Origin of the sequence: Streptomyces sp. NPDC059567, from assembly GCF_042735655.1 — a bacterium.
Lineage (GTDB): Bacteria > Actinomycetota > Actinomycetes > Streptomycetales > Streptomycetaceae > Streptomyces.
In genome coordinates this window covers 66,203-89,607 of sequence record NZ_JBHWBS010000011.1, presented here as the reverse complement: position 1 = coordinate 89,607, position 23,405 = coordinate 66,203, and the positions used below count along the sequence as shown (strand labels likewise).

General features: G+C 72.7%; 20 protein-coding genes. 12 read left to right on the top strand and 8 right to left on the bottom strand.

Features of this window, described 5'->3' with window-relative positions; genetic code table 11:
• From ACFVZW_RS08485 to ACFVZW_RS08465, 5 genes are all read right to left on the bottom strand, one after another.
• Window positions 1-928 (bottom strand): ROK family protein (locus ACFVZW_RS08485; RefSeq protein ID WP_384518605.1); only part of this gene is annotated, 928 nt, incomplete at its 3' end.
• A 164-nt stretch (window positions 929-1,092) separates the two neighbouring features.
• On the bottom strand, window positions 1,093-1,755 hold the full coding sequence (locus ACFVZW_RS08480) for a class F sortase (RefSeq protein ID WP_384518602.1): 663 nt from the start codon (window positions 1,753-1,755) through the stop codon (window positions 1,093-1,095).
• A 94-nt stretch (window positions 1,756-1,849) separates the two neighbouring features.
• Window positions 1,850-2,428 carry a hypothetical protein gene (locus ACFVZW_RS08475; RefSeq protein ID WP_384518599.1) on the bottom strand — a complete coding sequence of 193 codons (579 nt, stop codon included), beginning with the start codon at window positions 2,426-2,428 and terminating at the stop codon, window positions 1,850-1,852.
• A 186-nt stretch (window positions 2,429-2,614) separates the two neighbouring features.
• Window positions 2,615-3,292: a GntR family transcriptional regulator gene (locus ACFVZW_RS08470; RefSeq protein ID WP_384518597.1), complete on the bottom strand. Its 678-nt coding sequence runs from the start codon at window positions 3,290-3,292 to the stop codon at window positions 2,615-2,617.
• Window positions 3,293-3,413: 121 nt separating this feature from the next.
• Window positions 3,414-4,361 carry a beta-ketoacyl-ACP synthase III gene (locus tag ACFVZW_RS08465; RefSeq protein WP_384518595.1) on the bottom strand — a complete coding sequence of 316 codons (948 nt, stop codon included), beginning with the start codon at window positions 4,359-4,361 and terminating at the stop codon, window positions 3,414-3,416.
• Window positions 4,362-4,623: 262 nt separating this feature from the next.
• On the opposite strand from ACFVZW_RS08465, the gene ACFVZW_RS08460 reads away from it, so the two are divergent.
• From ACFVZW_RS08460 to ACFVZW_RS08435, 6 genes are all read left to right on the top strand, one after another.
• The gene (locus tag ACFVZW_RS08460) at window positions 4,624-5,601 is read left to right on the top strand and encodes a 2-dehydropantoate 2-reductase (protein WP_384518592.1); all 978 of its coding nucleotides are present in this window, start codon (window positions 4,624-4,626) and stop codon (window positions 5,599-5,601) included.
• A complete protein-coding gene (locus ACFVZW_RS08455) occupies window positions 5,598-7,550 on the top strand; it encodes a molybdopterin oxidoreductase family protein (protein WP_384518588.1) in 1,953 nt (650 codons plus the stop codon). Before ACFVZW_RS08460 ends, ACFVZW_RS08455 begins: the two co-directional genes overlap by 4 nt.
• Window positions 7,531-9,690 carry an NADH-ubiquinone oxidoreductase-F iron-sulfur binding region domain-containing protein gene (locus ACFVZW_RS08450; RefSeq protein WP_384518586.1) on the top strand — a complete coding sequence of 720 codons (2,160 nt, stop codon included), beginning with the start codon at window positions 7,531-7,533 and terminating at the stop codon, window positions 9,688-9,690. Before ACFVZW_RS08455 ends, ACFVZW_RS08450 begins: the two co-directional genes overlap by 20 nt.
• Window positions 9,687-10,547 (top strand): 2Fe-2S iron-sulfur cluster-binding protein, encoded by an 861-nt coding sequence (locus ACFVZW_RS08445; protein ID WP_384518583.1) that lies wholly within the window; start codon window positions 9,687-9,689, stop codon window positions 10,545-10,547. The genes ACFVZW_RS08450 and ACFVZW_RS08445 overlap by 4 nt, the downstream gene beginning before the upstream one ends.
• 5 nt (window positions 10,548-10,552) lie before the next feature.
• Entirely contained in the window at window positions 10,553-11,401 is an 849-nt protein-coding gene (fdhD, locus tag ACFVZW_RS08440) for a formate dehydrogenase accessory sulfurtransferase FdhD (protein WP_384518580.1), read from the top strand.
• A 288-nt stretch (window positions 11,402-11,689) separates the two neighbouring features.
• On the top strand, window positions 11,690-12,016 hold the full coding sequence (locus ACFVZW_RS08435) for a hypothetical protein (RefSeq protein WP_384518577.1): 327 nt from the start codon (window positions 11,690-11,692) through the stop codon (window positions 12,014-12,016).
• A gap of 24 nt (window positions 12,017-12,040) precedes the next feature.
• On the opposite strand, the gene ACFVZW_RS08430 is transcribed toward ACFVZW_RS08435, so the two are convergent.
• The 3 genes from ACFVZW_RS08430 to ACFVZW_RS08420 form a co-directional block, all read right to left on the bottom strand.
• Entirely contained in the window at window positions 12,041-12,445 is a 405-nt protein-coding gene (locus ACFVZW_RS08430; protein WP_384518574.1) for a (2Fe-2S) ferredoxin domain-containing protein, read from the bottom strand.
• Complete coding sequence (locus ACFVZW_RS08425; RefSeq protein WP_384518571.1) at window positions 12,442-12,963, bottom strand: isochorismatase family protein; 522 nt, start codon at window positions 12,961-12,963, stop codon at window positions 12,442-12,444. Before ACFVZW_RS08425 ends, ACFVZW_RS08430 begins: the two co-directional genes overlap by 4 nt.
• A gap of 87 nt (window positions 12,964-13,050) precedes the next feature.
• A complete protein-coding gene (locus ACFVZW_RS08420; protein WP_384518568.1) occupies window positions 13,051-14,097 on the bottom strand; it encodes a bile acid:sodium symporter family protein in 1,047 nt (348 codons plus the stop codon).
• A gap of 124 nt (window positions 14,098-14,221) precedes the next feature.
• Here ACFVZW_RS08420 and ACFVZW_RS08415 point away from each other — a divergent pair, with 124 nt between their 5' ends.
• The 6 genes from ACFVZW_RS08415 to ACFVZW_RS08390 all read left to right on the top strand — a co-directional run bounded on the left by ACFVZW_RS08415 (window position 14,222) and on the right by ACFVZW_RS08390 (window position 23,332).
• Window positions 14,222-15,097, top strand: a complete 876-nt coding sequence (locus ACFVZW_RS08415) for a LysR substrate-binding domain-containing protein (RefSeq protein WP_384518566.1) — start codon at window positions 14,222-14,224, stop codon at window positions 15,095-15,097.
• Between the two features lie 354 nt (window positions 15,098-15,451).
• Window positions 15,452-17,281 carry an AMP-dependent synthetase/ligase gene (locus ACFVZW_RS08410; protein ID WP_384518563.1) on the top strand — a complete coding sequence of 610 codons (1,830 nt, stop codon included), beginning with the start codon at window positions 15,452-15,454 and terminating at the stop codon, window positions 17,279-17,281.
• A 135-nt stretch (window positions 17,282-17,416) separates the two neighbouring features.
• Complete coding sequence (locus ACFVZW_RS08405; protein ID WP_384518560.1) at window positions 17,417-18,667, top strand: ABC transporter substrate-binding protein; 1,251 nt, start codon at window positions 17,417-17,419, stop codon at window positions 18,665-18,667.
• 9 nt (window positions 18,668-18,676) lie between these two features.
• Window positions 18,677-21,619 (top strand): ATP-binding cassette domain-containing protein, encoded by a 2,943-nt coding sequence (locus ACFVZW_RS08400; protein ID WP_384518557.1) that lies wholly within the window; start codon window positions 18,677-18,679, stop codon window positions 21,617-21,619.
• A complete protein-coding gene (locus tag ACFVZW_RS08395) occupies window positions 21,616-22,437 on the top strand; it encodes an ABC transporter ATP-binding protein (protein WP_384518554.1) in 822 nt (273 codons plus the stop codon). Before ACFVZW_RS08400 ends, ACFVZW_RS08395 begins: the two co-directional genes overlap by 4 nt.
• 100 nt (window positions 22,438-22,537) lie before the next feature.
• Window positions 22,538-23,332: an aldo/keto reductase gene (locus tag ACFVZW_RS08390; protein ID WP_384518678.1), complete on the top strand. Its 795-nt coding sequence runs from the start codon at window positions 22,538-22,540 to the stop codon at window positions 23,330-23,332.
• Window positions 23,333-23,405: the final 73 nt, after the last annotated feature.

Below are 23,405 nucleotides of genomic sequence, written 5' to 3'. Positions count from 1 at the left end.
GTAGGGGGGCGCTGGGGGTGCGGCCGCCCGGGGCGGCCGCGGGGGCGACGTCGATCGCCGTGAGCCGGCCGGCCGCCGCGAGGCGTCCGGCGAGCTCGTCCGACCTGCCCGCGCGCGCCGCGTCCTCGGCGTCGCGGGCGAGGGCTGCACCGCTGAAGTGGGCTTCCAGACAGCCCTTGTTGCCGCACGCGCAGGCGCGGCCGTCCGGTTCCACCTGGATGTGTCCGATGTCGCCGGCGCTGCCCGTCGTACCGCGGTAGACGTCACCGCCGACGACGATGCCGCAGCCGATGCCCGTACCGATCTTGACGCAGAGGAAGTCGCCGACCGAGCGGGCGACGCCGGCGTGCTGCTCCCCCATGGCCATCAGGTTCACGTCGTTGTCGACCATGACCGGGCAGCCGAGTTCCTGGCTGAGTGCCTCCCGTACGGGGAAGCCGTCCCAGCCGGGCATGATCGGCGGTGCGACCGGGATGCCCTCGGGGAAGCGGACCGGGCCGGGGACGCCGATGCCGGCTCCGTCGAAGCCTTCGGCGAGCCCGGAGGCGCGCAGTTTGGCCGCCATCGACAGGGCCTGCTCGAAGACGGCGACGGGACCTTCGCGGACGTCCATCGGGTGGTTGAGATGCCCGAGCACCTCCAACTCGGCGTTGGTGACGGCCACATCGACGGAGGTGGCGCCGATGTCGATGCCGAGGAAGCGGAGTTCGGGGGCGAGCCGGATGTTGTGCGAACGGCGGCCGCCGCGGGAGGCGGCGAGGCCGTCCGCGACGACGAGACCGGTCTCCAGGAGCCGGTCGACCTCGACGGCGAGCTTGGAGCGGGAGAGGTCGATCTGATCGCCCAGCTGTGCACGGGAGTTGGGTCCTCCGTCGCGCAACAGCCGGAGCAGACGCGCCTGGTGCGCGTTGGCAGGTCGTGCCGTCATGCGTCTCACGCGCCCCTCCCCTGGTTCCGTGTGGCGGGCTCTCCGTCGTGCTTTCGAGGGGAACGTAGCAGCGGTGTCCCGGGGTGGGAAGAAGTCGCGCAGGAATCCGGGCAGACTTTTTCCTGAACGAGGACAAAGCCGGGGGCTTCGGGTTCGCGCGCCGGTCAGCGCACGGCGAGCAGGCGGGCGGAGACGACGACGTTGCCCGCGTACCCCTGCTGCCGCGAGAAGTCTCCCCCGCAGGTGATGAGGCGCAGCTCGGGCAGGGCGCCCCCCTTGTAGACCCGCTCGGCCGGGAAGCCTTCCTTCGGGACGACCTCGACGCCGTACACGGAGAAGACCGCCGTCCGGCCGTCCTTGCGGGCGATCTCGATGCGGTGGCCCTTGTCCAGCGCGCCGAGGTCGTAGAAGACGGCCCGCCCGTCCGGGGTGTCGACATGACCGACGACGACGGCGGTGCCCCGCTCGCCGGGGGTGACGGCGCCGGTGTACCAGCCGGTGAGGTTCTTCTCGTATGCGGGCGGGGTGTCGATCCATCCCTCGGCGTCACGGCCGACCTCCGTGACGGGGGCGTCGACGCGGACGGCCGGGATGCGGACGCGGACGGGGCGGGAGGCGGGCAGCGGGGCGGGGGCGGTTTCGCGGGCCGGGGCGACGGCGGCGCCCGTACGGTCCGGTGCCGCGGCGGCGACCGGCTGCGGGGGGCCTCCGGCACGCCATTCCTCCGTACCGCCTCGTACGAGGTGGATCCCCACCAGCAGGACGACGACCACGACGCCCCACGCGCCGCGCCTGGACAATCCGTTCGGCCCGCTCGACCCCTGCACGATCCGCTCTCTTCGTGTACGCGTGGGCGCTCCTCCGCCCCGGACCTCGTCACCCCGGGGCGCAGGAGCCGTTTCGGGTCCCCTCGTCCGGGCGTCAGGCGCGGCCGTCGGTGCGGCGACGGCGCGTCAGCAGCACGCCAGCGCCGCCGAGCGCGCCCGCGATCAGCACGGTGCCCGCGACCACTTCGGCGGTGCCGAGCTCCCCGGCGCCGCCGCCGAAGCCTGCCTTGACGCCCTTGTGCACGCCGGTGTCCTGGGCGCCGGTCTCGTGGCCGCCCGTGGACTGGCCGCTGGTGGAGTCGCCGCCCGTGGAGTGGTCGGTGGGGGCGCCGGCGATGACGAGGGGTGCGGTGCCCTTCTCGCCCTTGCAGTCGAAGGTCACCTGGTACTCCGCACCGACCTTGGCCTCGACGTCGATGGTGGCGGTGCCCGTGTTGCCCTCGGTGAGGGTGACGGTGTCGAAGACACCGGACGAGACGGTGACGGACGGGACCTCGCAGCTGTCGGACTTCAGCGTGACCGTGCCGCCGGGGGCGACCGTCGAGGGCGAGACGGAGAAGCCGAACGACGTGATGGTGCCGCCGGTGCCTTCGTCGGCCAGGGCCGCCGGTGCGGTGAGGGCGAGGGCGGTGGTGGCGAGCAGGGTCGCGGAAGCGACACGTATCGCGCGCATGGCGATCCTCCAGATCACGCGAGGGGCGGGCGCGGACGGTTTCCGCGTACGGCCGGAAATGTCCCTCGACGCGATCGAAGCTAGGGCGGCCCGGGCCCCCTCGCCACCGGGCTCCGCCGAACGGGGAACGTGCGCGACGGAGGCGTCGGCCCTCGTCCGGGTCGGCGGCCGGCCCGCTCGGTCCGCTCAGCCCTGGCTGTGTTCGCGGTAGGTCGCGCGGGTGTGTTCCGTGTGGGCGCGCATGATCGTGGTCGCGCGGGCCTCGTCGCGGGCCGCGATCGCGTCGATCAGTTCCCGGTGTTCCTTCCAGGACTGCTTGCCGCGCTGCCGGGCGACCGGCGTGTAGTACCAGCGGACCCGGCGGTCCACCTGGCCCGCCAGCTCGGACAGGACGAGGTTTCCGGCCAGTTCCATGACCTTGGCGTGGAAGGCCGCGTTGGTGGCCACGGCGAGGTCGACGTCGTCGTCCGCGACCGCCTGCTCGCCGCGTGCGCACAGCTCCTCCAGCGCGGCAATGCCGGCTGAGCCGGAGTTCGCGGCGGCGAGCCGGGCGGCTTCTGCCTCCAGGAGCGTACGGACGGAGAGGAGCTGGTCGGCCTCCTCGTCGGTGGGCTCGTGGACGAAGGCTCCCTGCGCGGGACGCAGGTCCACCCAGCCCTCGGTGTTCAGGCGCTGGAGCGCCTCGCGCACCGGCTGCCGGGAGACACCGAGGTGTCCGGCGAGCTCGCTCTCGACCAGGTGCTGGCCGGGGCGCAGGGCGCGGGTGGTGATCAGTTCGAGCAGCGCCTCGTACACCCGGTCGCGCAGCGGCCCGGGCCGCTCCAGCCTGGGCACGGCTCCTTGCGGCAGTCCTGCGGACAACATCGCGACCTCCTCGATTCGCCGTGAGCGATCAACGCGGATTGGCTATCGTCTACAGTCTACCGGCGCCGATGTCCAGCCATGCGGCCCGTCGCGATCTCGGCCGAAACGCTCCCACGTCCGGCTACGGCACCCGCACGACCTGGCCCGCGTACGAGAGGTTGCCGCCGAAGCCGAAGAGCAGGGTCGGCGCGCCGGAGGGGAGTTCGCCCCGCTCGACCAGCTTCGCGAGCGCCAGCGGGATCGAGGCGGCCGAGGTGTTCCCGGACTCGATGACATCGCGGGCGACGACCGCGTTGACCGCGCCGATCTTCGCGGCGAGCGGCTCGATGATCCGCAGGTTGGCCTGGTGCAGCACGACGCCCGCGAGGTCCTCGGGCGCGAGGCCCGAGCGTTCGCAGGCCTGGCGGGCGAGGGCGGGGAGCCGCTGGGTGGCCCAGCGGTAGACGGACTGGCCCTCCTGAGCGAAGCGCGGCGGGGTGCCCTCGATCCGTACGGCGTTGCCCATCTCCGGGACCGAGCCCCACAGGACGGGACCGATGCAGGGCTCGTCGCCCTCCGCGACCGCCTCGACGACGGCCGCGCCCGCGCCGTCGCCGACGAGGACGCAGGTCGTGCGGTCGGTCCAGTCCGTCACCTCGGTCATCTTGTCGGCGCCGATGACCAGCGCGCGCCGCGCGCCGCCGGCGCGGATCGCGTGGTCGGCGGTGGCGAGGGCGTGGGTGAAGCCGGCGCAGACCACGTTGAGGTCCATGGTGGCGGGCGAGCCCATCCCGAGCCGGGCGGCGACGCGGGCGGCGGTGTTGGGCGAGCGGTCGATCGCCGTGGAGGTGGCGACGAGGACCAGGTCGATGTCGGCGGGGCCGAGACCGGCGGCGGCGAGGGCCTTGCCGGCGGCGTGCGCGGCGAGTTCGTCCACCGGCTCGTCCGGGCCGGCCATGTGGCGCGTCCTGATCCCGACCCGACTGCTGATCCATTCGTCGCTGGTGTCGACGAGTGCGGCCAGGTCGCCATTGGTGAGCACCTTGGCGGGCTGGTAGTGCCCGAGCGCGGCGATACGAGTGCCCGTCATGCCCGGGACCCCCTTGGGTTCAGTGTGGCGCGTGGTGAAGCGGAAGCAGGAACCACCCAGTCTTGCCAGCGACTGATCGGTAACCAGGCACGTAAACCACCAAGATTCGCCCGTAGGTGTTGGGAGACCGTGACAACGGGGACAACGGGGCGTTCCGCGCCCCCTTGTCGGCCCTCCTTCCATACTGTAGACAATATTTCGTCGACACAGTGAACTCCCGCCTGGTCCCTCGCGGTTCCCTCAACCGAACGGAGACCCGCACGTGAAGGTCGCAGTCCTCGGCGCCGGTGCGATCGGCGCCTACGTCGGAGCCGCGCTCGACCGCGCCGGCGCCGATGTCCATCTGATCGCCCGTGGACCGCATCTCGCGGCCATGAGGCAGCACGGCGTACGGGTCGAGAGCCCGCGCGGCGATTTCACCGCCCGGGTGCACGCCACCGACGACCCGACCGAGATCGGCCCCGTCGACTATGTCTTCCTCGGCCTGAAGGCCAACGCGTACGCGGCGTGCGGGCCGCTCATCGCGCCGCTCCTGCACGACACCACGGCGGTCGTCGCCGCCCAGAACGGCATCCCCTGGTGGTACTTCCACCGGCACGGCGGCCCGCACGACGGCCATCGCGTCGAGAGCGTCGACCCGGGCGGCGCGGTCTCGGCGGTCCTCGCCCCCGAGCGGGCCATCGGCTGCGTCGTCTACGCCGCGACCGAGCTCAGCGGCCCCGGGGTCGTCCGCCATCTGGAGGGCACCCGGTTCTCCATCGGCGAGCCCGACCGCTCGTCGTCCAAGCGCTGCGAGGTGTTCGCCGAGGCGATGCGCGCCGGGGGCCTGAAGTGCCCGGTCGAATCGGAGCTGCGCGACGACATCTGGATCAAGCTGCTCGGCAACATCTCCTTCAACCCCATCAGCGCGCTCGCCCGGGCGACGATGCGCGAGATGTGTCTGCACGGCGGTACGCGGCAGGTGATCGAGCTGATGATGCACGAGACCCTGGCCGTCGCCGCGGCCCTCGGCTGCCGTCCCGACATCTCCGTCGAGCGGCGCCTCGCCGGGGCGGAACGGGTCGGCGACCACCGCACCTCCACCCTCCAGGACCTGGAGCGGGGCAAACCGCTGGAGCTGGACGTGCTCCTCGCGGCCGTGGTGGAGCTCGCGGCCGTCACCGACGTACCGGTGCCGACGCTCCGTACCGTCCACGCCCTGTCGGATCTGCTCGCGACCCAGTCCAGGAGCACCGCATGACGAACACGAGGAAGCGGGACCGCACCCCGAAGACGTACACCCGGCTCACCCGTCCGCTCGTACGGGACGAGAAGGGCGGGCCGCTGCGACCGGCGAGCTGGGACGAGGCGCTGGAACGGGCGGCGGCCGGATTCCGGGCGGCCAGGGGCGCGTTCGGAATGTTCTCCTGCGCCCGCGCCACCAACGAGATGAACTACGTGGCGCAGAAGTTCGCCCGCGTGGTGATGGGCACCAACGACGTCGACTCCTGCAACCGGACCTGTCACGCGCCGAGCGTCGCCGGCCTCTCGGCGGTCTTCGGCTCGGGCGGCGGCACGTCCTCCTACGAGGAGATCGAGCACACCGACGTGATCGTGATGTGGGGCTCCAACGCCCGCTTCGCGCACCCGATCTTCTTCCAGCACGTGCTGAAGGGGATCCGGAACGGGGCGCGGATGTACGCGGTCGATCCGCGCCGCACCTCGACCGCCGAGTGGGCCGAGAGCTGGCTCGGGCTCGACATCGGCACCGACATCCCGCTCGCGCATGCCATCGGCCGCGAGATCATCCACGAGGGCCTGTACAACCGGGCGTTCGTGGAGCGGGCGACGAGCGGCTTCGAGGAGTACCGGGCCCTGGTCGAGCCGTGGACGCTGACGGCGGCGTCGAAGGTGACCGGCGTACCGGCCACCGCGATACGGGAGTTGGCGCACGCCTTCGCACGGGCGGAGCGGGCGCAGTTGTGCTGGACGCTCGGCATCACCGAACACCACAACGGCACCGACAACGTCCGCGCGTTGATCAACCTGGCGCTGCTGACCGGGCACGTGGGGCGGTACGGCTCCGGGGTGCAGCCGCTGCGCGGGCAGAACAACGTGCAGGGCGGCGGGGACATGGGCGCGATCCCGAACCGGCTGCCCGGCTTCCAGGACATCCTCGACGCGGGGGTGCGGGAGAAGTTCGAGTCCTTCTGGGGCGTGGGCATCCAGCCCCGGTACGGGCGGACGCTGACCGAGATGTTCGAGGCGATGGAGAGCGGCGAGCTGCGGGCCGTGTACTGCATCGGCGAGAACCCGGCGCAGTCGGAGGCGGACAGCGGACAGGCGATGGAGCGGCTCGCGAAGCTGGACTGCCTGGTGGTGCAGGACATCTTCCTCACCAGGACGGCCGAGTTCGCGGACGTGGTGCTGCCGGCGACGGCGGCGTGGTGCGAGACGGAGGGCACCACCACCAACAGCGAGCGGCGGGTGCAGCGGGTCCGGCGGGCGGTGCTGCCGCCGGGTGAGGCCCGCGAGGACATCGACATCATCTGCGAGCTCGCGCGCCGGCTCGGCCACGAGGAGTGGAAGTACGCGGACGCCGAGGCCGTCTGGAACGAACTGCGGGCGCTGTCGCCGGACCACTGGGGCATGACGTACGACCGCCTGGAGGAGCATCAGGGCATCCAGTGGCCGTGCCCGGACCTGGAACGGCTCGAACCGTCCTTCCTGCACGGCAGGTTGTGGGAGAGGGATCATCCGGAACTGCTGGGCAGGCGGGCGCCGTTCGGGATCGTGCGGCACGATCCGCCGGTCGATCTCACGGACGAGGAGTATCCGATCCGGCTCACGACCGGCCGACGGCTGGACTCGTACAACACCGGTGTACAGAGCGGGAGTTTCGCCTCTCCGCTGCGGCGCGGCGAGTTCGTGGAGCTGTGTCCGGAGGACGCGGAGCGGTACGGCGTCGCGGTGGGCCAGCGGGTCCGGGTGACGTCGCGGCGGGGGTCGGTGGTGGCGCCGGTGTGGGTGGATCCCGCGCTGCGGCCGGGGCTCGCGTTCATGACGATGCACTTTCCGGACGAGGTCGACACCAACCGGCTGACGATCGAGGCGAACTGTCCGATCGCGGGAACGGCGGAGTTCAAGGCATCGGCGATACGGATCGAGAGGGTGGCGGAGGTGGCGGACGATGGATCTGCGCTTCGGTGACAGCAAGCCGACGGACGACGAGCGGGAGGCGGTCGACGCGGTCCTCGGTCCACCGGAGTCGGCGTGGGAGGGCGCGGACGACCGTTCGGCTGCGGATCTGCGGTGGGCGCGGGGCGGCCGGGAGGCCCGAGAGCACCGGGACCTGCTGCTGCCGGGGCTGCACGCGCTCAACGACCGGGTGGGGTGGATCAGCGAGGGCGGCCTGGACTATCTGTGCCGCCGGCTGACGGTGCCGCCGGCGGAGGCGTACGGGGTGGCGACGTTCTACTCGATGTTCGCGGTACGCCCCCGCCCGGCGCAGGTCCTCCACGTCTGCACGGACCTGACGTGCGCGGCCCGGGGATCGGCGGCGGTGACGGAGGGCCTGACGGCCGAGGGCGTCGCCTTCGAACCGAGCCCGTGCCTGGGCCTGTGCGAACGAGCGCCGGCGGCTCTGCTGGTACGGGCGGGGGCGGACGCGGGCGCCGGGGTCGGCGGGACGTCGGGTCCTGCGCCCGGGATGTCCGGGCCGGCCCCGGGTCCGTCGGGGCCGGCGCCCGATCCGTCCGCGACACCCCGCGGGCCGTCGGGGCCCGCCCCCAGTCGGTCGGCGTCACCCGCCGGCCCCGGCACCTCGCTGCTCGGTGCGCTCAGCGGGCAGGAGCCGACAGCGGCCGACACTCCGAACTCCGTCGCCCCGGGAGGCACGACCCGGGGCGACGGGCCCGCCACGGCACCGGCCCCGCGCACCCGTCTCACCGTGGTCGTCGCGCCGGCGACGGCCGACGGGCTGGCCCGGGCCGTCCGGGCCCCGGAGGCCACCGCGCCCGAGGCACCCGCCGTCATGGCCGTGCCACAAGCCGGGCACGCCGAGTGGCCGGAACACGCTGCGCGGTCGGTGCGGCCCGGTGGTCGGGTTGTGCCCACCAGTCCCGCCCTGCGGGACGATCGCCCACAAGCTCCCGCGCTCCAACTCCTCGGCCGGGTCGGGGTCGTCGATCCGGGGAGCGTGGACGACTACCGGGCGCACGGCGGATACGCCGCGCTGCGGCGGGCGTTCGCGCTCGGGCCCGCCGGGGTGATCCGCGAGGTCACCGAGTCCGGGCTCGTCGGACGAGGAGGGGCCGCGTTCCCGACCGGGCGGAAGTGGCAGGCGACGGCCTCGCAGCCCGATGCCCCCCACTACGTCGTGTGCAACGCCGACGAGTCCGAGCCGGGCACCTTCAAGGACCGCGTGGTCATGGAGGGCGACCCGTACGCGCTCGTCGAGGCGATGACCGTCGCCGGGTACGCCGTCGGCGCCCACCAGGGCTACCTCTACATCCGGGGCGAGTACCCCCGCGCGTACGAGAGACTCACCCACGCGATCGACGAGGCGCGTGCCCGCGGGCTCCTCGGCGACGACATCCTCGGCAGCGGCTTCGCCTTCGACATCGAGATGCGGCGCGGCGCCGGCGCGTACATCTGCGGTGAGGAGACCGCCCTCTTCAACTCCATCGAGGGGTACCGGGGCGAGCCCCGCTCCAAGCCGCCCTTCCCCGTCGAGAAGGGACTGTTCGGCAAGCCGACGGCCGCGAACAACGTCGAGACGCTCGTGAACGTCCTGCCGATCCTCACCCAGGGCGCCGAGGAGTTCCGCGCCACCGAGACCAAGCTGTTCTGCGTCTCGGGCGCCGTCGACCGCCCCGGCGTGTACGAGCTCCCGTTCGGGGCGACCCTCGACGACATCCTCGGCCTCGCCGGGCGGCCGGACACGCTGCGCGCGGTGCTGCTCGGCGGGGCGGCGGGCGGCTTCGTCCGCCCGGACGAGCTGGACATCCCGCTCACCTTCGAGGGCACCCGGGCCGCCGGCACGACCCTCGGCTCCGGTGTGGTCCTCGTCCTCGACGAGTCCGTGGACCTGCCGCGGATCCTGCTGCGCATCGCCGAGTTCTTCCGCGACGAGTCCTGCGGCCAGTGCGTGCCCTGCCGGGTCGGCACGGTCCGGCAGGAGGAGGCGCTGCACCGCGTCAAGGACCGTACGGGAGAGGCGGCGGCCGGTGACATCGCTCTGCTGCGCGAGGTCGGGCAGGCCCTGCGCGACGCCTCGATCTGCGGTCTCGGCCAGACCGCGTGGAACGCCGTCGAGTCCGCCATCGATCGTCTGGGGGTCTACAAGTGACCACGGTTCCCCTCGCCCCGCCCCGCCGTCTGCTGGAGTTCACGCTCGACGACACGCCCGTGCGCGTCCCCGAGGGCGGGACGATCCTCGACGCCTGCCGTGCGGCCGGGAAGGACGTGCCGACCCTGTGCCACGGCGACACGCTCACGCCGAAGAACGCGTGTCGGGTCTGTGTGGTCGAGGTCGAGGGGGCCAGGACCCTCGCCCCGGCGTGCTCGCGCCTGGCCGAGCCCGGGATGGTCGTCCGTACCGACACCGAGCGGACCCGGCACAGCCGGAAGGTCGTCCTGGAGCTGCTCGCCTCCTCGGTGGATCTCTCCACCACCCCGCGCGCCGCCGAGTGGATCAAGGAGTACGGGGCGGAGCCCGACCGCTTCGGCCCGGAGGCCCGCCGGCTCGGCGAGGAGCCGCGGATCGACAACGACCTGTACGTCCGCGACTACGACAAGTGCATCCTCTGCTACAAGTGCGTCGACGCCTGTGGCGACCAGTGGCAGAACTCGTTCGCGATCTCCGTCACCGGCCGTGGCTTCGACGCCCGGATCGCCGTCGAGCACGACGGGCCGCTCACCGACTCGGCGTGTGTGTACTGCGGCAACTGCATCGAGGTCTGCCCGACGGGCGCGCTGAGCTTCAAGCGGGAGTTCGACATGCGGGCGGACGGCTCCTGGGACGAGCAGGCGCAGACGGAGACGACGACGGTGTGCGCGTACTGCGGAGTGGGCTGCAACCTCACGCTGCACGTGCAGGACAATGAGATCGTCAAGGTCACCTCCCCGCACGACAACCCGGTGACCCACGGCAACCTCTGCATCAAGGGCCGCTTCGGCTTCCAGCACGTACAGAATCGGGTGTAGCGATCATGGGACGGGTGACCGAGCGACGACGGGTCCTGCGGATCCGCGGCGAGGCCGTGAACGAGCGCCCGGACACGCTGGTGGCCGAGGAGCCGCTGGAGATCCGGCTGAACGGCAAGCCGCTCGCGATCACGATGCGCACGCCCGGCGACGACTTCGCGCTCGCCGCCGGGTTCCTGGTCAGCGAGGGGGTGCTCGGCGCCGCGTCGGACGTACGGAACATCGTGTACTGCGCGGGCGCCAAGGACGACGGCACGAACACGTACAACGTGGTGGACGTGCAGCTGGCGCCCGGTGTCCCCGTCCCGGACATCACCCTGGAGCGGAACGTCTACACGACGTCGTCGTGCGGGCTGTGCGGCAAGGCCAGCCTGGACGCCGTACGGACCACGGCGCGCTTCCCGATCGCCGACACTCCCCCGGTCCGGCTGGCCCCGGAGCTCCTGGCCCGCCTCCCCGACCGGCTGCGCGCGGCCCAGCGGGTCTTCGATCGGACCGGGGGCCTGCATGCGGCGGCGCTGTTCTCGGAGGAGGGCGAGCTGCTCGACGTACGGGAGGACGTGGGCCGTCACAACGCGGTGGACAAGCTGGTCGGGCGTGCTCTGACCGACGGTCGGCTGCCGCTGGACCGGGCGGTCCTGCTGGTCTCGGGCCGGGCCTCGTTCGAGCTGGCGCAGAAGGCGGTGATGGCGGGCATCCCGGTGCTCGCGGCGGTCTCGGCGCCGTCGTCGCTCGCCGTGGACCTGGCGGTCGAGACGGGCCTGACGCTGGTGGGCTTCCTGCGCGGGCCGGACATGAACGTGTACGCGGGCGAGCACCGGATCGCCCTCGGGGCCGCGGCCTCCCACGGCTGACCCCGGGGCCCGTCCGCCACACGGGTCGGGCCACCGGCCGGCGGGGAGCGCCCCCTGCGCCGGCCGGTCCCGCGCCCTCCCCCGGCACTCGCGTCGAACGGCGAGCGGGCCCAGACCCTCATCTCGCACCACTCGTACACCTTCAAGGGCGCGGTCGTCGGACAGAACGTCTTCGGGAACTACGGCTCCAACGTCGCCGGCGGGGCGCCGGCCACCGCCGTCGGGTCGCCCCTGCCCCCGGCCGCTCCGCCGGCCAAGGCCGCCGGCACGAAAGGGTGAAGGACAGCGATGGGCACCTACAACTTCCACGGACCGATCAGCGGCCAGTCGAACTTCGGTGACCACGGCCGCAACCAGATCTTCCACCACGGGGCCACGCCCGCCGACGCCCTGCGACTGGCAGGCGAACTCGTGGCCCTGCTGCGCGCGGAGAGCCCGGGGCGCGAGGAGGCCGCCGAGCTTCTCCGGGCGGAGCTGGTGCGGGCCGACGAGGAGGACCGTCCCGTGGACGAGGACCGGATCCGCGGCTGGCTGGCCACCCTCCGGGACGGTTCCGCGGCGGGCAGCGGGGCCATCGCTTTGATCACGTCGCTGACGCAGGCACTGGGGATGTAGGCGGGCCGTTCACGGCCCGAGCAGCTAGCGGGCGCGGCGGGCCTTCGTCTCGGCCGGGGGGTCGATCATCTGGAGGGCCAGGGTGGGCGGGGGTTCGGCGATGCCCGGGCCGCCCGCGGCCGTCCAGGCCAGGATGTCGTCGAGGCAGTCGTCGTCCACGGTGAAGCCGATCCAGGCGGCCCGGCCGCCGCGGCGGCGGCCCTCCGTGGAGGGCTGGACCACGACGATGTTGGCCTGCGCGCACGGGCCGAGACAGTCGCTCGTACGGACCGCCAGCCGGCCCCCGGAGTCCGCCGCGGCGCTGCGGAGCCGGGCAAGCTGGCCGGCGTGGTCGATGCCGGGGTTCTTTCGGGCGTCGCCGCAGCAGCAGCCCCGGCAGACGACGAGGGAGCAGGGGCGGGCGCCGTAACGTATCGGGACGGGCGTCACGCGGGTCCCTCCAAGGTGATCGCGGAGACGGGGGCGACCGTGCCGAGGCGCGGGAAGTCGAGTGCCACCGAGGCGTGGTGCTCGTCGGCGGTGAGCGCGGACATGGCGTCCTCGGCGAAGACGGGTTCGTAGCCGAGGTCGCAGGCGGCGCGGGCGGTCGACTCGACGCCCAGGTTGGTGGCGATGCCGCCGAAGACGACGGTGGTCACCGAGTGTTCGGCGAGCAGTTCGTGGAGCCCGGTGCCCTGGAAGCCGCCGATCGTCCGCTTGACCACGACGTGGTCGCCCGCCCGGACGAGGGAGGGGACCAGCTCGCTGCCGGGGGGCTGGGTCTCGACGTCGGGCCGCTCGACCCTGATGTGGACGACGGGCGCGCCGGCGGCCCGGAACGTCCGGGCGAGCCGGGCGGCCGCGGCGACGACATCGGTTCCGGGACGGGGTGCGAGGGGCAGGGCGACGATGCGTTCCATCAGGTCGACGAGGACGAGCGCGGTGCGGCCGGGATCGAGTGCGGGCATGGGAGCACGGTAGCGGGCCGGTTGATCTTCACGGTGGGGGTGGGGATGTGATCCCGCCAACGGGAGGGGTGCCTGTCGCAGGCGGCCTCAGCCCCTCGCCGCGGCCGCCTCCGCCGTCCTCGCGCTGTGCGCCGGCTCCGCGGTCGGGGCCACGTGCGGTTCCAGGTCCCGGGCGCGGCGCTTGGCGAGGACCGCGCAGACCATCAGCTGCATCTGGTGGAAGAGCATGAGCGGCAGCACGGCGAGCGACGCCTGCGGCCCGAACAGCACGCTCGCCATCGGCAGGCCCGCTGCCAGGCTCTTCTTCGAGCCCGCGAACTGGATGGCGATCCGGTCCCCCCGGTCGAAGCCCAGCCGCTTCGCCCCGTACCAGCTCAGCGTGAGCATCACCGCGAGCAGCACCGCCTCGACGGCGAGCAGGAGTCCGAGCCGCGCCGGGGTGACCTGGTGCCAGATGCCTGCGACCATGCCGTGGCTGAAGGCCGTGTACACGACGAGCAGGATCGAGCCCCGGTCGACGTAACCGAGCGCCTTCTTGTTCCGGACCAGGAACGGGCCCACCCAGCGGCGCAGCAGTTGGCCCGCCAGGAAGGGCACGAGGAGCTGGAGCACGATCTTCATCAGCGAGTCGGCGGAGAAGCCGGCCACGCCGCCCCCGATCAGGCCGGCGGCGAGCAGCGGGGTCAGCACGATCCCGGCGAGGGAGGAGAAGGAGCCCGCGCAGATCGCGGCGGGCACGTTGCCGCGCGCGATGGAGGTGAAGGCGATGGAGGACTGGATGGTGGAGGGCACCAGGCAGAGGAAGAGCAGGCCGCTGTAGAGCGGGGGTGTGAGAACGGCCGGTACCAGCCCCTTCGCCGCGAGTCCGAGGAGCGGGAAGAGGAGGAAGGTGCAGGCGAGGACCGTGAGCTGGAGCCGCCAGTGCTTGATCCCGTCGAGCGCCTCGCGGGTGGAGAGCCGGGCGCCGTAGAGGAAGAACAGCACGGCTATGGCCGCCGTCGAGGCCCCGTTGGCGACCGTGGCGGCGCCGCCGGAGGCGGGCAGCAGGGCAGCGAGGCCGACCGTACCGAGCAGCGCCAGGATGAACGGGTCGATCGGCAACCAGGACGGGAGGAGGGTCGTGCGGCGGCTCATGTTCTCCACTGCTTTCGGGCGGGGTCGTTCCCTCCCCATCCTGCTCCCTCGCGCGGACATCGGGAATCCCGTACAGCGCTCTGACTGCCATCACGAATCGCGATGACCGGGTTACGGTGGACGGGTGTACGACCCCTCCCAGCTCCGGACGTTTCTCGCGGTCGCGCAGACGCTGAGCTTCACGCAGGCCGCGCGGCGGCTCGGTGTGCGCCAGTCGACCGTGAGCCAGCACGTACGGCGTCTGGAGGAGGTGACCGGGCGTCCGCTTTTCACCCGGGACACCCATAGCGTCGAGCTGACGGAGGACGGGGAGGCGATGCTCGGCTTCGCCCGGACGATCCTTCAGGCCCATGAGCGGGCCGCGGCCTTCTTCACCGGGACCCGGCTGCGCGGGCGGCTGCGCTTCGGCGCCTCGGAGGACTTCGTGGTGACCCGGCTGCCCGAGATCCTGGAGTCGTTCCGGCGTGAGCACCCCGAGGTGGATCTGGAGCTGACGGTCGAGCTGTCGGGGACGCTGAACGCCCGCCTCGAGGCGGGACGCCTGGATCTGATCCTCGCCAAGCGGCGCGCCGAGGAGAGCGGGGGCGAGCTGGTCTGGCAGGACTCGCTGATCTGGATCGGTTCCCCTCGGCTGCGACTGGACCCGGACCGGCCTGTTCCGCTGATCGTCTTCCCGCCGCCCGGGATCACCCGCGCCCGGGCCCTCGAAGCGCTGGAGGCGCACGGGCGGGCGTGGCGGATCGCCTGTACGAGCAGCAGCCTGAGCGCGAACATCGCGGCGGCCCGGGCCGGGCTCGGCGTCATGGCCCACACGCGCGGCCTGGTTCCGCCCGGCCTGACCCGGCTCCCGGCCCGGGCGGACCTGCCCGAGCTGGGCGATGTCGATTTCGTCCTGCGCAAGGGCCGGCGGCGCGGGCCGTCCCAGGAGGCGGCCGACGCGCTGGCCGCGGCGATCCTGGCGGGCGGCGACCGCCTGCACCGGCCGCACCCGCCGAGCTGACGGCGTACGGGAGGGGTGAGTGGCCTGCGCGGACACGGCGGCGGCGTGGGGCCCATCCGCCTGGCCGGCTCGACGTCGGCCGGCCGTCCCGCCGGATCCCGTACGGCGCCGACCCGGGCTTCCGCCGGGATCGTGAGCGGCCGGTACAGATTCCGTGGAGATTCGGGCCCACCCTGCTTACTCCCCAGTCAGTAACCCGCCCCGGTCACCCGCAACTTACCTCCGCCCCCTCCCCTGACCTGTGAGAACACCCAATGTCCCGGCTTGGTGAAGGCCCTCCCGCCCGCCAGTCGGGTGGGGTACCGTCACCCGCGCCGTACGGAGAGCGACAACGAGCGGGCGAGGAGCAGGTCATTGCGCGAGTTCACCGTGCCGCCCGTCGAGGCGGCGCCTCAGGTCGGCGGTCTGGCGGACGCCGTGTTCGATCACGCCGAGCGGACGCCTGACCGGGTCACGTTCGGGCGCAAGGACGCCGCCGGACAGTGGCGGGACGTGACGGCGGCGCAGTTCCGGGACGAGGTGCTCGCCCTCGCGAAAGGGCTGATCGCGCACGGCGTACGGTTCGGCGACCGGGTCGCCATCATGGCCAGGACCCGCTACGAGTGGACGCTGTTCGACTTCGCGCTGTGGACGCTGGGCGCGCAGTCGGTGCCGATCTACCCCACGTCCTCGGCCGAGCAGGTCTACTGGATGCTGCACGACGCCGAGGTGACCGCCTGCGTCGTGGAGCACGAGGACCACGCCATGACGATCGGTTCGGTCATCGACCGGCTGCCGCGGCTCCAGCGGCTGTGGCAGCTCGACGCGGGCGAGGGCGCGGTCGCCGAGCTGGTCGCGGCGGGCGCGGAGATCGACGAGGACACCGTGCAGCGCCACCGTCGGGCGGTGACGCCCGAGTCGGTGGCGACGATCATCTACACCTCGGGCACCACGGGCCGCCCCAAGGGCTGCATCATCACGCACTCCAACTTCATGTTCGAGACGGACATGCTGGTCGGCCGCTGGGAGCCGGTCTTCCACTCCAAGCCGGGCGACGAGGCGACGACCCTGCTCTTCCTCCCGCTCGCCCATGTCTTCGGGCGGATGGTGGAGGTCGCGGCCGTGCAGAGCGGGGTGAAGCTGGGCCATCAGCCGGTCCTCGCGGCGTCCGCGCTGCTGCCGGACCTCGCCGCGTTCCGGCCGTCGTTCATCCTGGCCGTGCCCTATGTCTTCGAGAAGGTCTTCCACGCGGCCCGCCGCAAGGCGGAGAGCGAGGGGAAGCTGGGCCCCTTCGACAAGGCGGTGGACGTGGCGGTCAAGTACGCCGAGGCGATGGAGCAGAAGGCGTTCGGGCTCGGGCCAGGCCCGTCGGCGGGGCTGCGGATGCAGCACCAGTTCTTCGAGAAGGTGGTGTACGGAAAGGTCCGCGACGCGATGGGCGGGCGGGTCCGGCATGCGATGTCGGGCGGCTCGGGCATGGACCGGCGGCTCGGGCTCTTCTTCGAGGGCGCGGGGGTGACGGTCTTCGAGGGGTACGGCCTCACGGAGTCCTCGGCGGCCGCGACCGCGAATCCGCCCGAGCGCACCAAGTACGGGACGGTGGGGCAGCCCGTTCCGGGCACGACGGTGCACATCGCGGAGGACGGGGAGGTGTGGCTGCACGGCGGCCAGATCTTCTCCGGGTACCTCAACAATCCGCAGGCCACCTCCGTCGTCCTCAACGACGGGTGGCTGGCCACCGGCGATCTGGGGATGCTCGACGAGGAGGGCTATCTGACGATCACCGGGCGGAAGAAGGAGATCCTGGTGACCTCGGGCGGCAAGTCCGTCTCGCCGGCAGGTCTCGAGGAGCGGGTGCGGTCGCATCCGCTGATCGCGCAGTGCATCGTGGTGGGCAACGACCGGCCGTACATCGCCGCGCTGGTGACGATGGACCAGGAGGCGGTGGAGCACTGGCTGGCGATGCAGGGGCGGCCGCCCATGCCGCCGGCCGAGCTGGTGCGCGACCCGAGCCTGGAGACCGAGATCCGACGGGCCGTGGTGGCGGCCAACACCCTGGTCTCGCAGGCCGAGTCCATCCGGACCTTCCGGATACTGGCGCACCCGTTCAGCGAGGAGCACGGGCTGCTCACGCCCTCCCTCAAGCTGAAGCGCAAGGCGATCGAGAAGGCGTACGCGACGGAGGTCGCGGCGCTGTACGGCTGATCGCCACGCACGAGCCCACCCCCGGCGGGGCCCCGCCCAAACCTGACTGACACATCATCAATTGACGGTGTATCAGTTATTGACGGTTCATCGGCACGGTCACAGAATGCGGTCACCCCGACGGAGGGATCGCCCGTGCCTCGACCGCTCGGCACCATCGCCGCCGCTTTCGCCCTGCTGCTCGTCACCGCCTGCAACTCCGCTTCCAGCGGCGGGAGTACGACCGGCTCCTCCGCACGCGGAGTCACCGCCGACACGATCAAGGTCGGCGGGATCGTCTCCATGACCACCGCGAGCGGCTACTCCAAGAAGGACACCGACCTCGGCGCCAAGGCGCGCTACGACCGGGCCAACGCCGAGGGCGGTGTCAACGGGCGCCGGATCGACTACCTGGGCGCGGAGGACGACGGCCAGGACCCCGCGAAGAACCTGGCGGCGGCCCGCAAACTCGTCCAGCAGGACAAGGTGTTCGCCGTCTCCCCCATGAGCTCGGTCACCTTCGCCGGAGCGGACTTCCTCAACGGCCAGAAGGTGCCCACCGTCGGCTGGGGCACGCTCCCCTCGTTCTGCGGCCCGGCGTACATCTACGGCTTCAACGGCTGTCTCGTCCCGACCCCGGGCGGCACTCTCAACCAGACCTGGCCCGAAGGGCTCGCCACCGTCCTCGGCGGCGCGCGCGGCAAGTCGGTGGCGCTGATCGCCGGCGACAACGACGCCGGCAAGTTCGGCATCCGTACCTTCACCCAGGGCTTCAAGGCGGCCGGCTTCCAGGTCTCCTACGCCAAGGCCGCCGTGCCCGCGACCTCGATGCCCAGCGACTGGTCGGCGTACACGAAGGAGATCCTCCGCTCGGGCCCCGGCGGCGGCGCGCCCGACGCCGTCGTCTCCGTGATGCAGACCCCGTACAACATCGGCCTGTTCACCGCGCTCAAGCGGTCCGGCTACAAGGGCGTCATCTCCGACCCCACCGACTACGACCCAGGGCTGCTGGCGAAGGACGCGACACGACAGGCGCTGGACGGGGTGCACGTGCTGCTGCAGTTCCAGCCGTTCGAGGCCGACAGCCCCGCGATGCGACAGTTCAAGGCGGACATCAAGCAGGCCGCGGGCGGCAAGGACGTGCCGCTCAACATGCACATGCTCACCGGCTACATGAGCGCCGACCTCTTCCTCGCGATCGCCGCGAGGGCCGGCAAGGACCTGACCGTCGACTCCTTCCAGAAGGCCGCGGCCGGCTTCTCCGACACCGGAACGCTCGTGGGCGACCGCGCCGAGCCGAAGGGCCAGAAGGAGAGCTTCGGCTGCGGTGCGCTCGTCCGGCTGACGAACGGACGCTACGAGGTGGCGGTGCCGTTCAAGTGCTACCCGCCGATCCCCTTCGGCTAGGGCGTCGCCGTGGGTGACCTGCTGGGCTTCGTGCTGAGCGGTCTGGTCTCGGGCGCGCTGTACGCGCTGCTCGCGACCGGGCTCGTGCTGTCGTACTCCGCCTCCGGACTCTTCAACTTCGCCCACGGCGCCACCGCCTACCTGTGCGCGCTGACCTTCTACGAGCTCCACTCCGGCTTCGGCTGGCCCGCCGTGCCGACGGCGCTGCTGCTCGTGTGCGCCGTCGCGCCCGCACTGGGCTGGGGCCTGGACCGGCTGATGTTCCGAAAGCTGGCCCGGGTGGGCGAGACGGCGCAGATCGTGGCCACGATCGGTCTGCTGGTCGCGCTGCCGGCCGCCGGTCTGTGGGTCGTCGAGCTCCTGGAGCGGGCCGGCGCCCCGGTCCAGCCCGCCGAGAACCAGTTCGGGCTCCCCGGTGTCGGGCCGAGCCCGGCGGTGTCCTGGCAGCCCTTCGACGGCGTCGGCATCGACTCCGACCAGCTGATCACTTGGATCGCGACGGCGCTCGTGGCGGCCGGGCTGTGGGTGCTGATGCGGCACACCCGCCTCGGACTCCGGCTGCGGGCCGCCGTCGACAACCGCTCGCTGACGGAGCTGCGGGGCATCAGCGCGGACCGGTTGTCCTCGATCGCGTGGATGCTGTCGTCGGGGCTCGCGGGCCTCGCCGGGGTCCTCGCGACCCCGCTCCTCGGTCTCTCCGCCCACGACTACACCCTGTTCCTGTTCGTCTCCGCGACCGCGGCGGTGCTCGGACGGTTCGTGTCGGTGCCGCTCGCCTTCGCGGGCGGGCTCGGGCTCGGGGTGCTGCAGAACCTCGTCGCCGGGTACGCGTCGTTCGCGGAGGACATCACCGGTTTCCGTACGGCGGTGCCCTTCCTGATCCTCTTCGGCGGTCTCGTCGTCCTGGCGCGGCGCCGGCGCGCGGCCGGCACGGCCGCCGCGGATCCGCCGCCGGTCGACTATCTCGCCGGCAAGGGCTGGGGCCGCCGGTGGGGCGCGTGGGCCGTCGCCGGCGCGCTGCTCGCCACGGCGTTCTACACGGTCACCACACCGTTCTGGAGCGGGATCCTGGCGCAGGGCCTCGCGATCGGGCTGGTCTTCATGTCGTTCACCGTGGTCACGGGCCTCGGGGCGATGGTGTCGCTCGCCCAGGCGACGTTCGTGACGGGCGCGGCGCTGGTGGCGGGGCTGCTGATGAGCCGCGGCTGGCCGTTCGTGGCCGCGGCGGCGGTCGGCACGGTCGCGGCGGCGCTGCTCGGCGCGGTGGTGGCGCTGCCCGCGCTGCGGCTCGGGGGTCGGTCGCTGGCGCTGGCCACGCTGGCCCTCGCGTTCCTGGCGGACCAAGTGCTGTTCCAGGTGGGGTGGTTGCGCAACGGGGACACGGGCTGGGAGATCCCGCGCCCCGTCCTCGGCCCGGTGGACCTGGGCGACGACCGGGCGCTGGGCGTCGCGCTGGTGGTGCTGAGCGCGGTGGTCGTGTGGCTGCTGACCTGGCTGCGCGGCTCCCGGTGGGGCCGGGCGGTCCTTGCGGTCCGCTCGGCGCCGGAGGCCGCCTCGGCGTCGGGGGTGTCGGTGGTACGGACGAAGCTCCTGGTCTTCACGGTGTCGGCGGCCCTCGCGGGCTTCGGCGGCGTGCTGTACGCCTCGTACAACACCCGGATCACTGCCACGGACTTCACGGCGATGACCGGTCTGGTGTGGCTGGCGGTGGTCGTCGCGGCGGGGGTGCGGCGGCCGCAGTTCGCGGTGGTGGCCGGGCTGGTCTTCGCGGTGGTCCCGCATCTGATGGCGACGTACGTGACGGAATCCGCGCACCTGCCGGTGATCCTCTTCGGCCTGGCGGGCCTGGCCCTCGCGAACGACCCGGACGGCTACTGCGCGGCACTGCCATCGCGCCGAGCCACCCGCCGGAGCGGGCCCCGGGGCTCCCGTCGTCCGGAGAGCGAGACCCTCACGCCGGTGGGCGCGCTGCCCACCCCGCGCGCGGGGCGAACAGCGGGGGCAGCGGGCGCGGCGGCTGACGCCGCGGAGACGGCGGGGGCAGGCGGGCGGGCCGCGGACACCGGACCGACGACGGAAGCACCGACTCGCACGGCGCGGACCTCGGACGCCGCGAAGGCGGCAGGGGCAGCCGCACGGACCGCGGACGCCGGGCTGACGACGAGCGCACCGGCCCGCGCGGCACGGGCCGCGCGGGACGCGGGGCCGTCCTTCGGCGGCGGCGCGGTGACGAGCCCGGCGGGCGCCGTAGGGTCGCCTGCCCTCGAGCTGGGCGGCGTGCATGCCGGGTACGGCGGCGCGTCCGTGTTGCACGGGGTGGATCTCGGGGTGCGCGCCGGGGAGACGCTGGTCCTGCTCGGGCCCAACGGGGCCGGGAAGTCCACCCTGTGCCGGGTCGCCGCGGGGCTCCTGCGGCCCGACGAAGGGCTGGTGCGCGTACGCGGGGAGGACGCCGGCCGCGACACGGTCGTGGCGCGTGCCCGACGTGGGGTGCGGCTCGCGCCCGAGGGACGGGGGATCTTCGCCGGCCTCTCCATCGAGGAGAACCTGGCCCTCCAGCTCCCCGCGCCCGAGGACCGCGACGCGGTGTACGCGCGCTTCCCCGCGCTCGCCGCCCGCCGATCCGTCGCCGCCGGCTCCCTGTCCGGAGGCGAGCAGCAGCTCCTCGCGCTCGCCCCGCTCCTCCAGCGCCCACCCGCCGTCCTCGTCGCCGACGAACCCTCGCTCGGACTCGCGCCCCGCCTCGTGGACGAGGTCTTCCGCCTCCTCACCGAGCTGCGGGCGCGCGGCACGGCGCTGCTCCTGGTCGAGGAGAAGGCGGCGGAGGTGCTCGGTATCGCCGACACCGTCGCGTACCTCTCGCAGGGCGGGATCGCCTGGTCCGGGCCGCGCTCCGAGGTGGACACGGACCGGCTCGCCGAGGCCTATCTGGGAACGGGGGTCCGCCGATGACGAGCGCGATGCTCCACGCGGCCGGGATCGACGTCCGCTTCGGCGGCGTCCACGCCCTGCGCGACGTGACGGTCTCCGTACGCCCGGGTGAGGTCTGCGGCCTGATCGGGCCGAACGGTGCCGGCAAGACCACGCTCTTCGACATCCTGTCCGGGATCCGGCGGCCGGACGGCGGATCCATCGCGTTCGCTGGAGAGGACATCACCCGCCGCTCCCCGGTGTGGCGGGCCCGTCACGGCATCCGCCGGACCTTCCAGCGCCAGCAGCTCTTCGGACAGCTGACGGTGACCGACAACCTGGTGGTGGCGCAGGACTGGCGGCCGGGCGGTACGCGCCGCCATCGGGAGCGGGCCGCCGCCGTGCTCCGCGAGTGCGGGCTCGACGCGCTCGCGGAGTCGTACGCCGGTGCGCTGCCCGTCGGGCAGGCCCGCATGGTCGAGCTCGCCCGAGCACTCGCCGACCCGCCGCGCGTGCTGCTCCTCGACGAGCCGGCCTCCGGCACGACCGTCGAGGAGCGACGCCAACTCGCCGCCGTCGTCCGGCACATGGCCGAGGAGGAGAACTGCGCGGTGCTGCTCGTCGAGCACAACGTGGCCTTCGTGATGGAGCTGTGCGCGCGCGTCGTGGTCCTGGACCTGGGCCGGGTCCTGGCCGAGGGGACGGCCGCCGAGGTGCGCGCGGACCCGGCCGTACGGGAGGCGTATCTCGGCGCGGCTCCGAGCGCGGCACCGACCGCGGCACCGGACAGGGTTCCCGGCGCCGTTCCCGGGGTACATCCGCAGACGCCTCCGGGCTCCGCGGAATGCGAAGGGGTCTGAGATGGTTGACCGTGGGAGTACCACCCGACGACGTTAGGATCGACCGCACGTGAGCACGGACAACAAGGTCCCTTCCCTCACCCTGAACAACGGCGTGGAGATGCCGCAGCTCGGATTCGGTGTCTGGCAGGTGCCGGACGACGAGGCGACGCGCGCGGTGACCACGGCTCTGGAGGCGGGCTACCGCTCCATCGACACCGCCGCGATCTACCAGAACGAGACGGGCACCGGAAAGGCGATCGCCGCGTCCGGCGTCGCTCGCGAGGAGCTGTTCGTCACCACCAAGCTGTGGAACAGCGAGCAGGGCCACGACTCGACCCTGCGGGCCTTCGACGCCTCCCTCGACAAGCTGGGTCTCGACTACGTCGACCTGTACCTGATCCACTGGCCGGTGCCGACGAAGGACGCGTACGTCGACACGTACCGGGCGTTCGAGAAGATCCACGCCGACGGCCGGGCGAAGGCGATCGGTGTCTCCAACTTCCTTCCGGAGCACCTGGAGCGGCTGATCGGCGAGACCTCGATCGTCCCCGCCGTCAACCAGATCGAGCTGCACCCACACCTCCAGCAGGCGGCGTCGCGCGAGGCCCACGCCGCGCACGGCATCGCCACCGAGGCCTGGTCGCCGCTGGGGCAGGGCAAGGGCCTCCTGGAGGTTCCGGCGATCGTCGCCGTCGCGCAGAAGCACGGCCGCACTCCGGCCCAGGTGGTGCTGCGCTGGCACCTGCAGGTCGGGAACGTGGTCATCCCGAAGTCGGTGACCCCGTCCCGTATCCAGGAGAACATCGACGTGTTCGGCTTCGAGCTGGACGCCGAGGACATGGCCGCGATCGCCGTCCTCGACGAGAACCGGCGCCTCGGGCCCGACCCGGCCGAGTTCAACGTCGGCGCCTGAGCGCGCGGAGGGGGGGGGCGCCCCCGGCGGGGGGGCGCCCCCCCCCACCCCCCCGGGGGTGCGCCCCCGGGGC

Coding starts and splice junctions, on each gene's coding strand:
- ACFVZW_RS08390 (WP_384518678.1), top strand. CDS start 22,538: ATGCCGCAGCTCGGATTCGGTGTCTGGCAGGTGCCGGACGACGAGGCG.
- ACFVZW_RS08475 (WP_384518599.1), bottom strand. CDS start 2,428: ATGCGCGCGATACGTGTCGCTTCCGCGACCCTGCTCGCCACCACCGCC.
- ACFVZW_RS08470 (WP_384518597.1), bottom strand. CDS start 3,292: ATGTTGTCCGCAGGACTGCCGCAAGGAGCCGTGCCCAGGCTGGAGCGG.
- ACFVZW_RS08395 (WP_384518554.1), top strand. CDS start 21,616: ATGACGAGCGCGATGCTCCACGCGGCCGGGATCGACGTCCGCTTCGGC.
- ACFVZW_RS08420 (WP_384518568.1), bottom strand. CDS start 14,097: ATGAGCCGCCGCACGACCCTCCTCCCGTCCTGGTTGCCGATCGACCCG.
- ACFVZW_RS08465 (WP_384518595.1), bottom strand. CDS start 4,361: ATGACGGGCACTCGTATCGCCGCGCTCGGGCACTACCAGCCCGCCAAG.
- fdhD (WP_384518580.1), top strand. CDS start 10,553: ATGGGACGGGTGACCGAGCGACGACGGGTCCTGCGGATCCGCGGCGAG.
- ACFVZW_RS08455 (WP_384518588.1), top strand. CDS start 5,598: ATGACGAACACGAGGAAGCGGGACCGCACCCCGAAGACGTACACCCGG.
- ACFVZW_RS08435 (WP_384518577.1), top strand. CDS start 11,690: ATGGGCACCTACAACTTCCACGGACCGATCAGCGGCCAGTCGAACTTC.
- ACFVZW_RS08425 (WP_384518571.1), bottom strand. CDS start 12,963: ATGCCCGCACTCGATCCCGGCCGCACCGCGCTCGTCCTCGTCGACCTG.
- ACFVZW_RS08450 (WP_384518586.1), top strand. CDS start 7,531: ATGGATCTGCGCTTCGGTGACAGCAAGCCGACGGACGACGAGCGGGAG.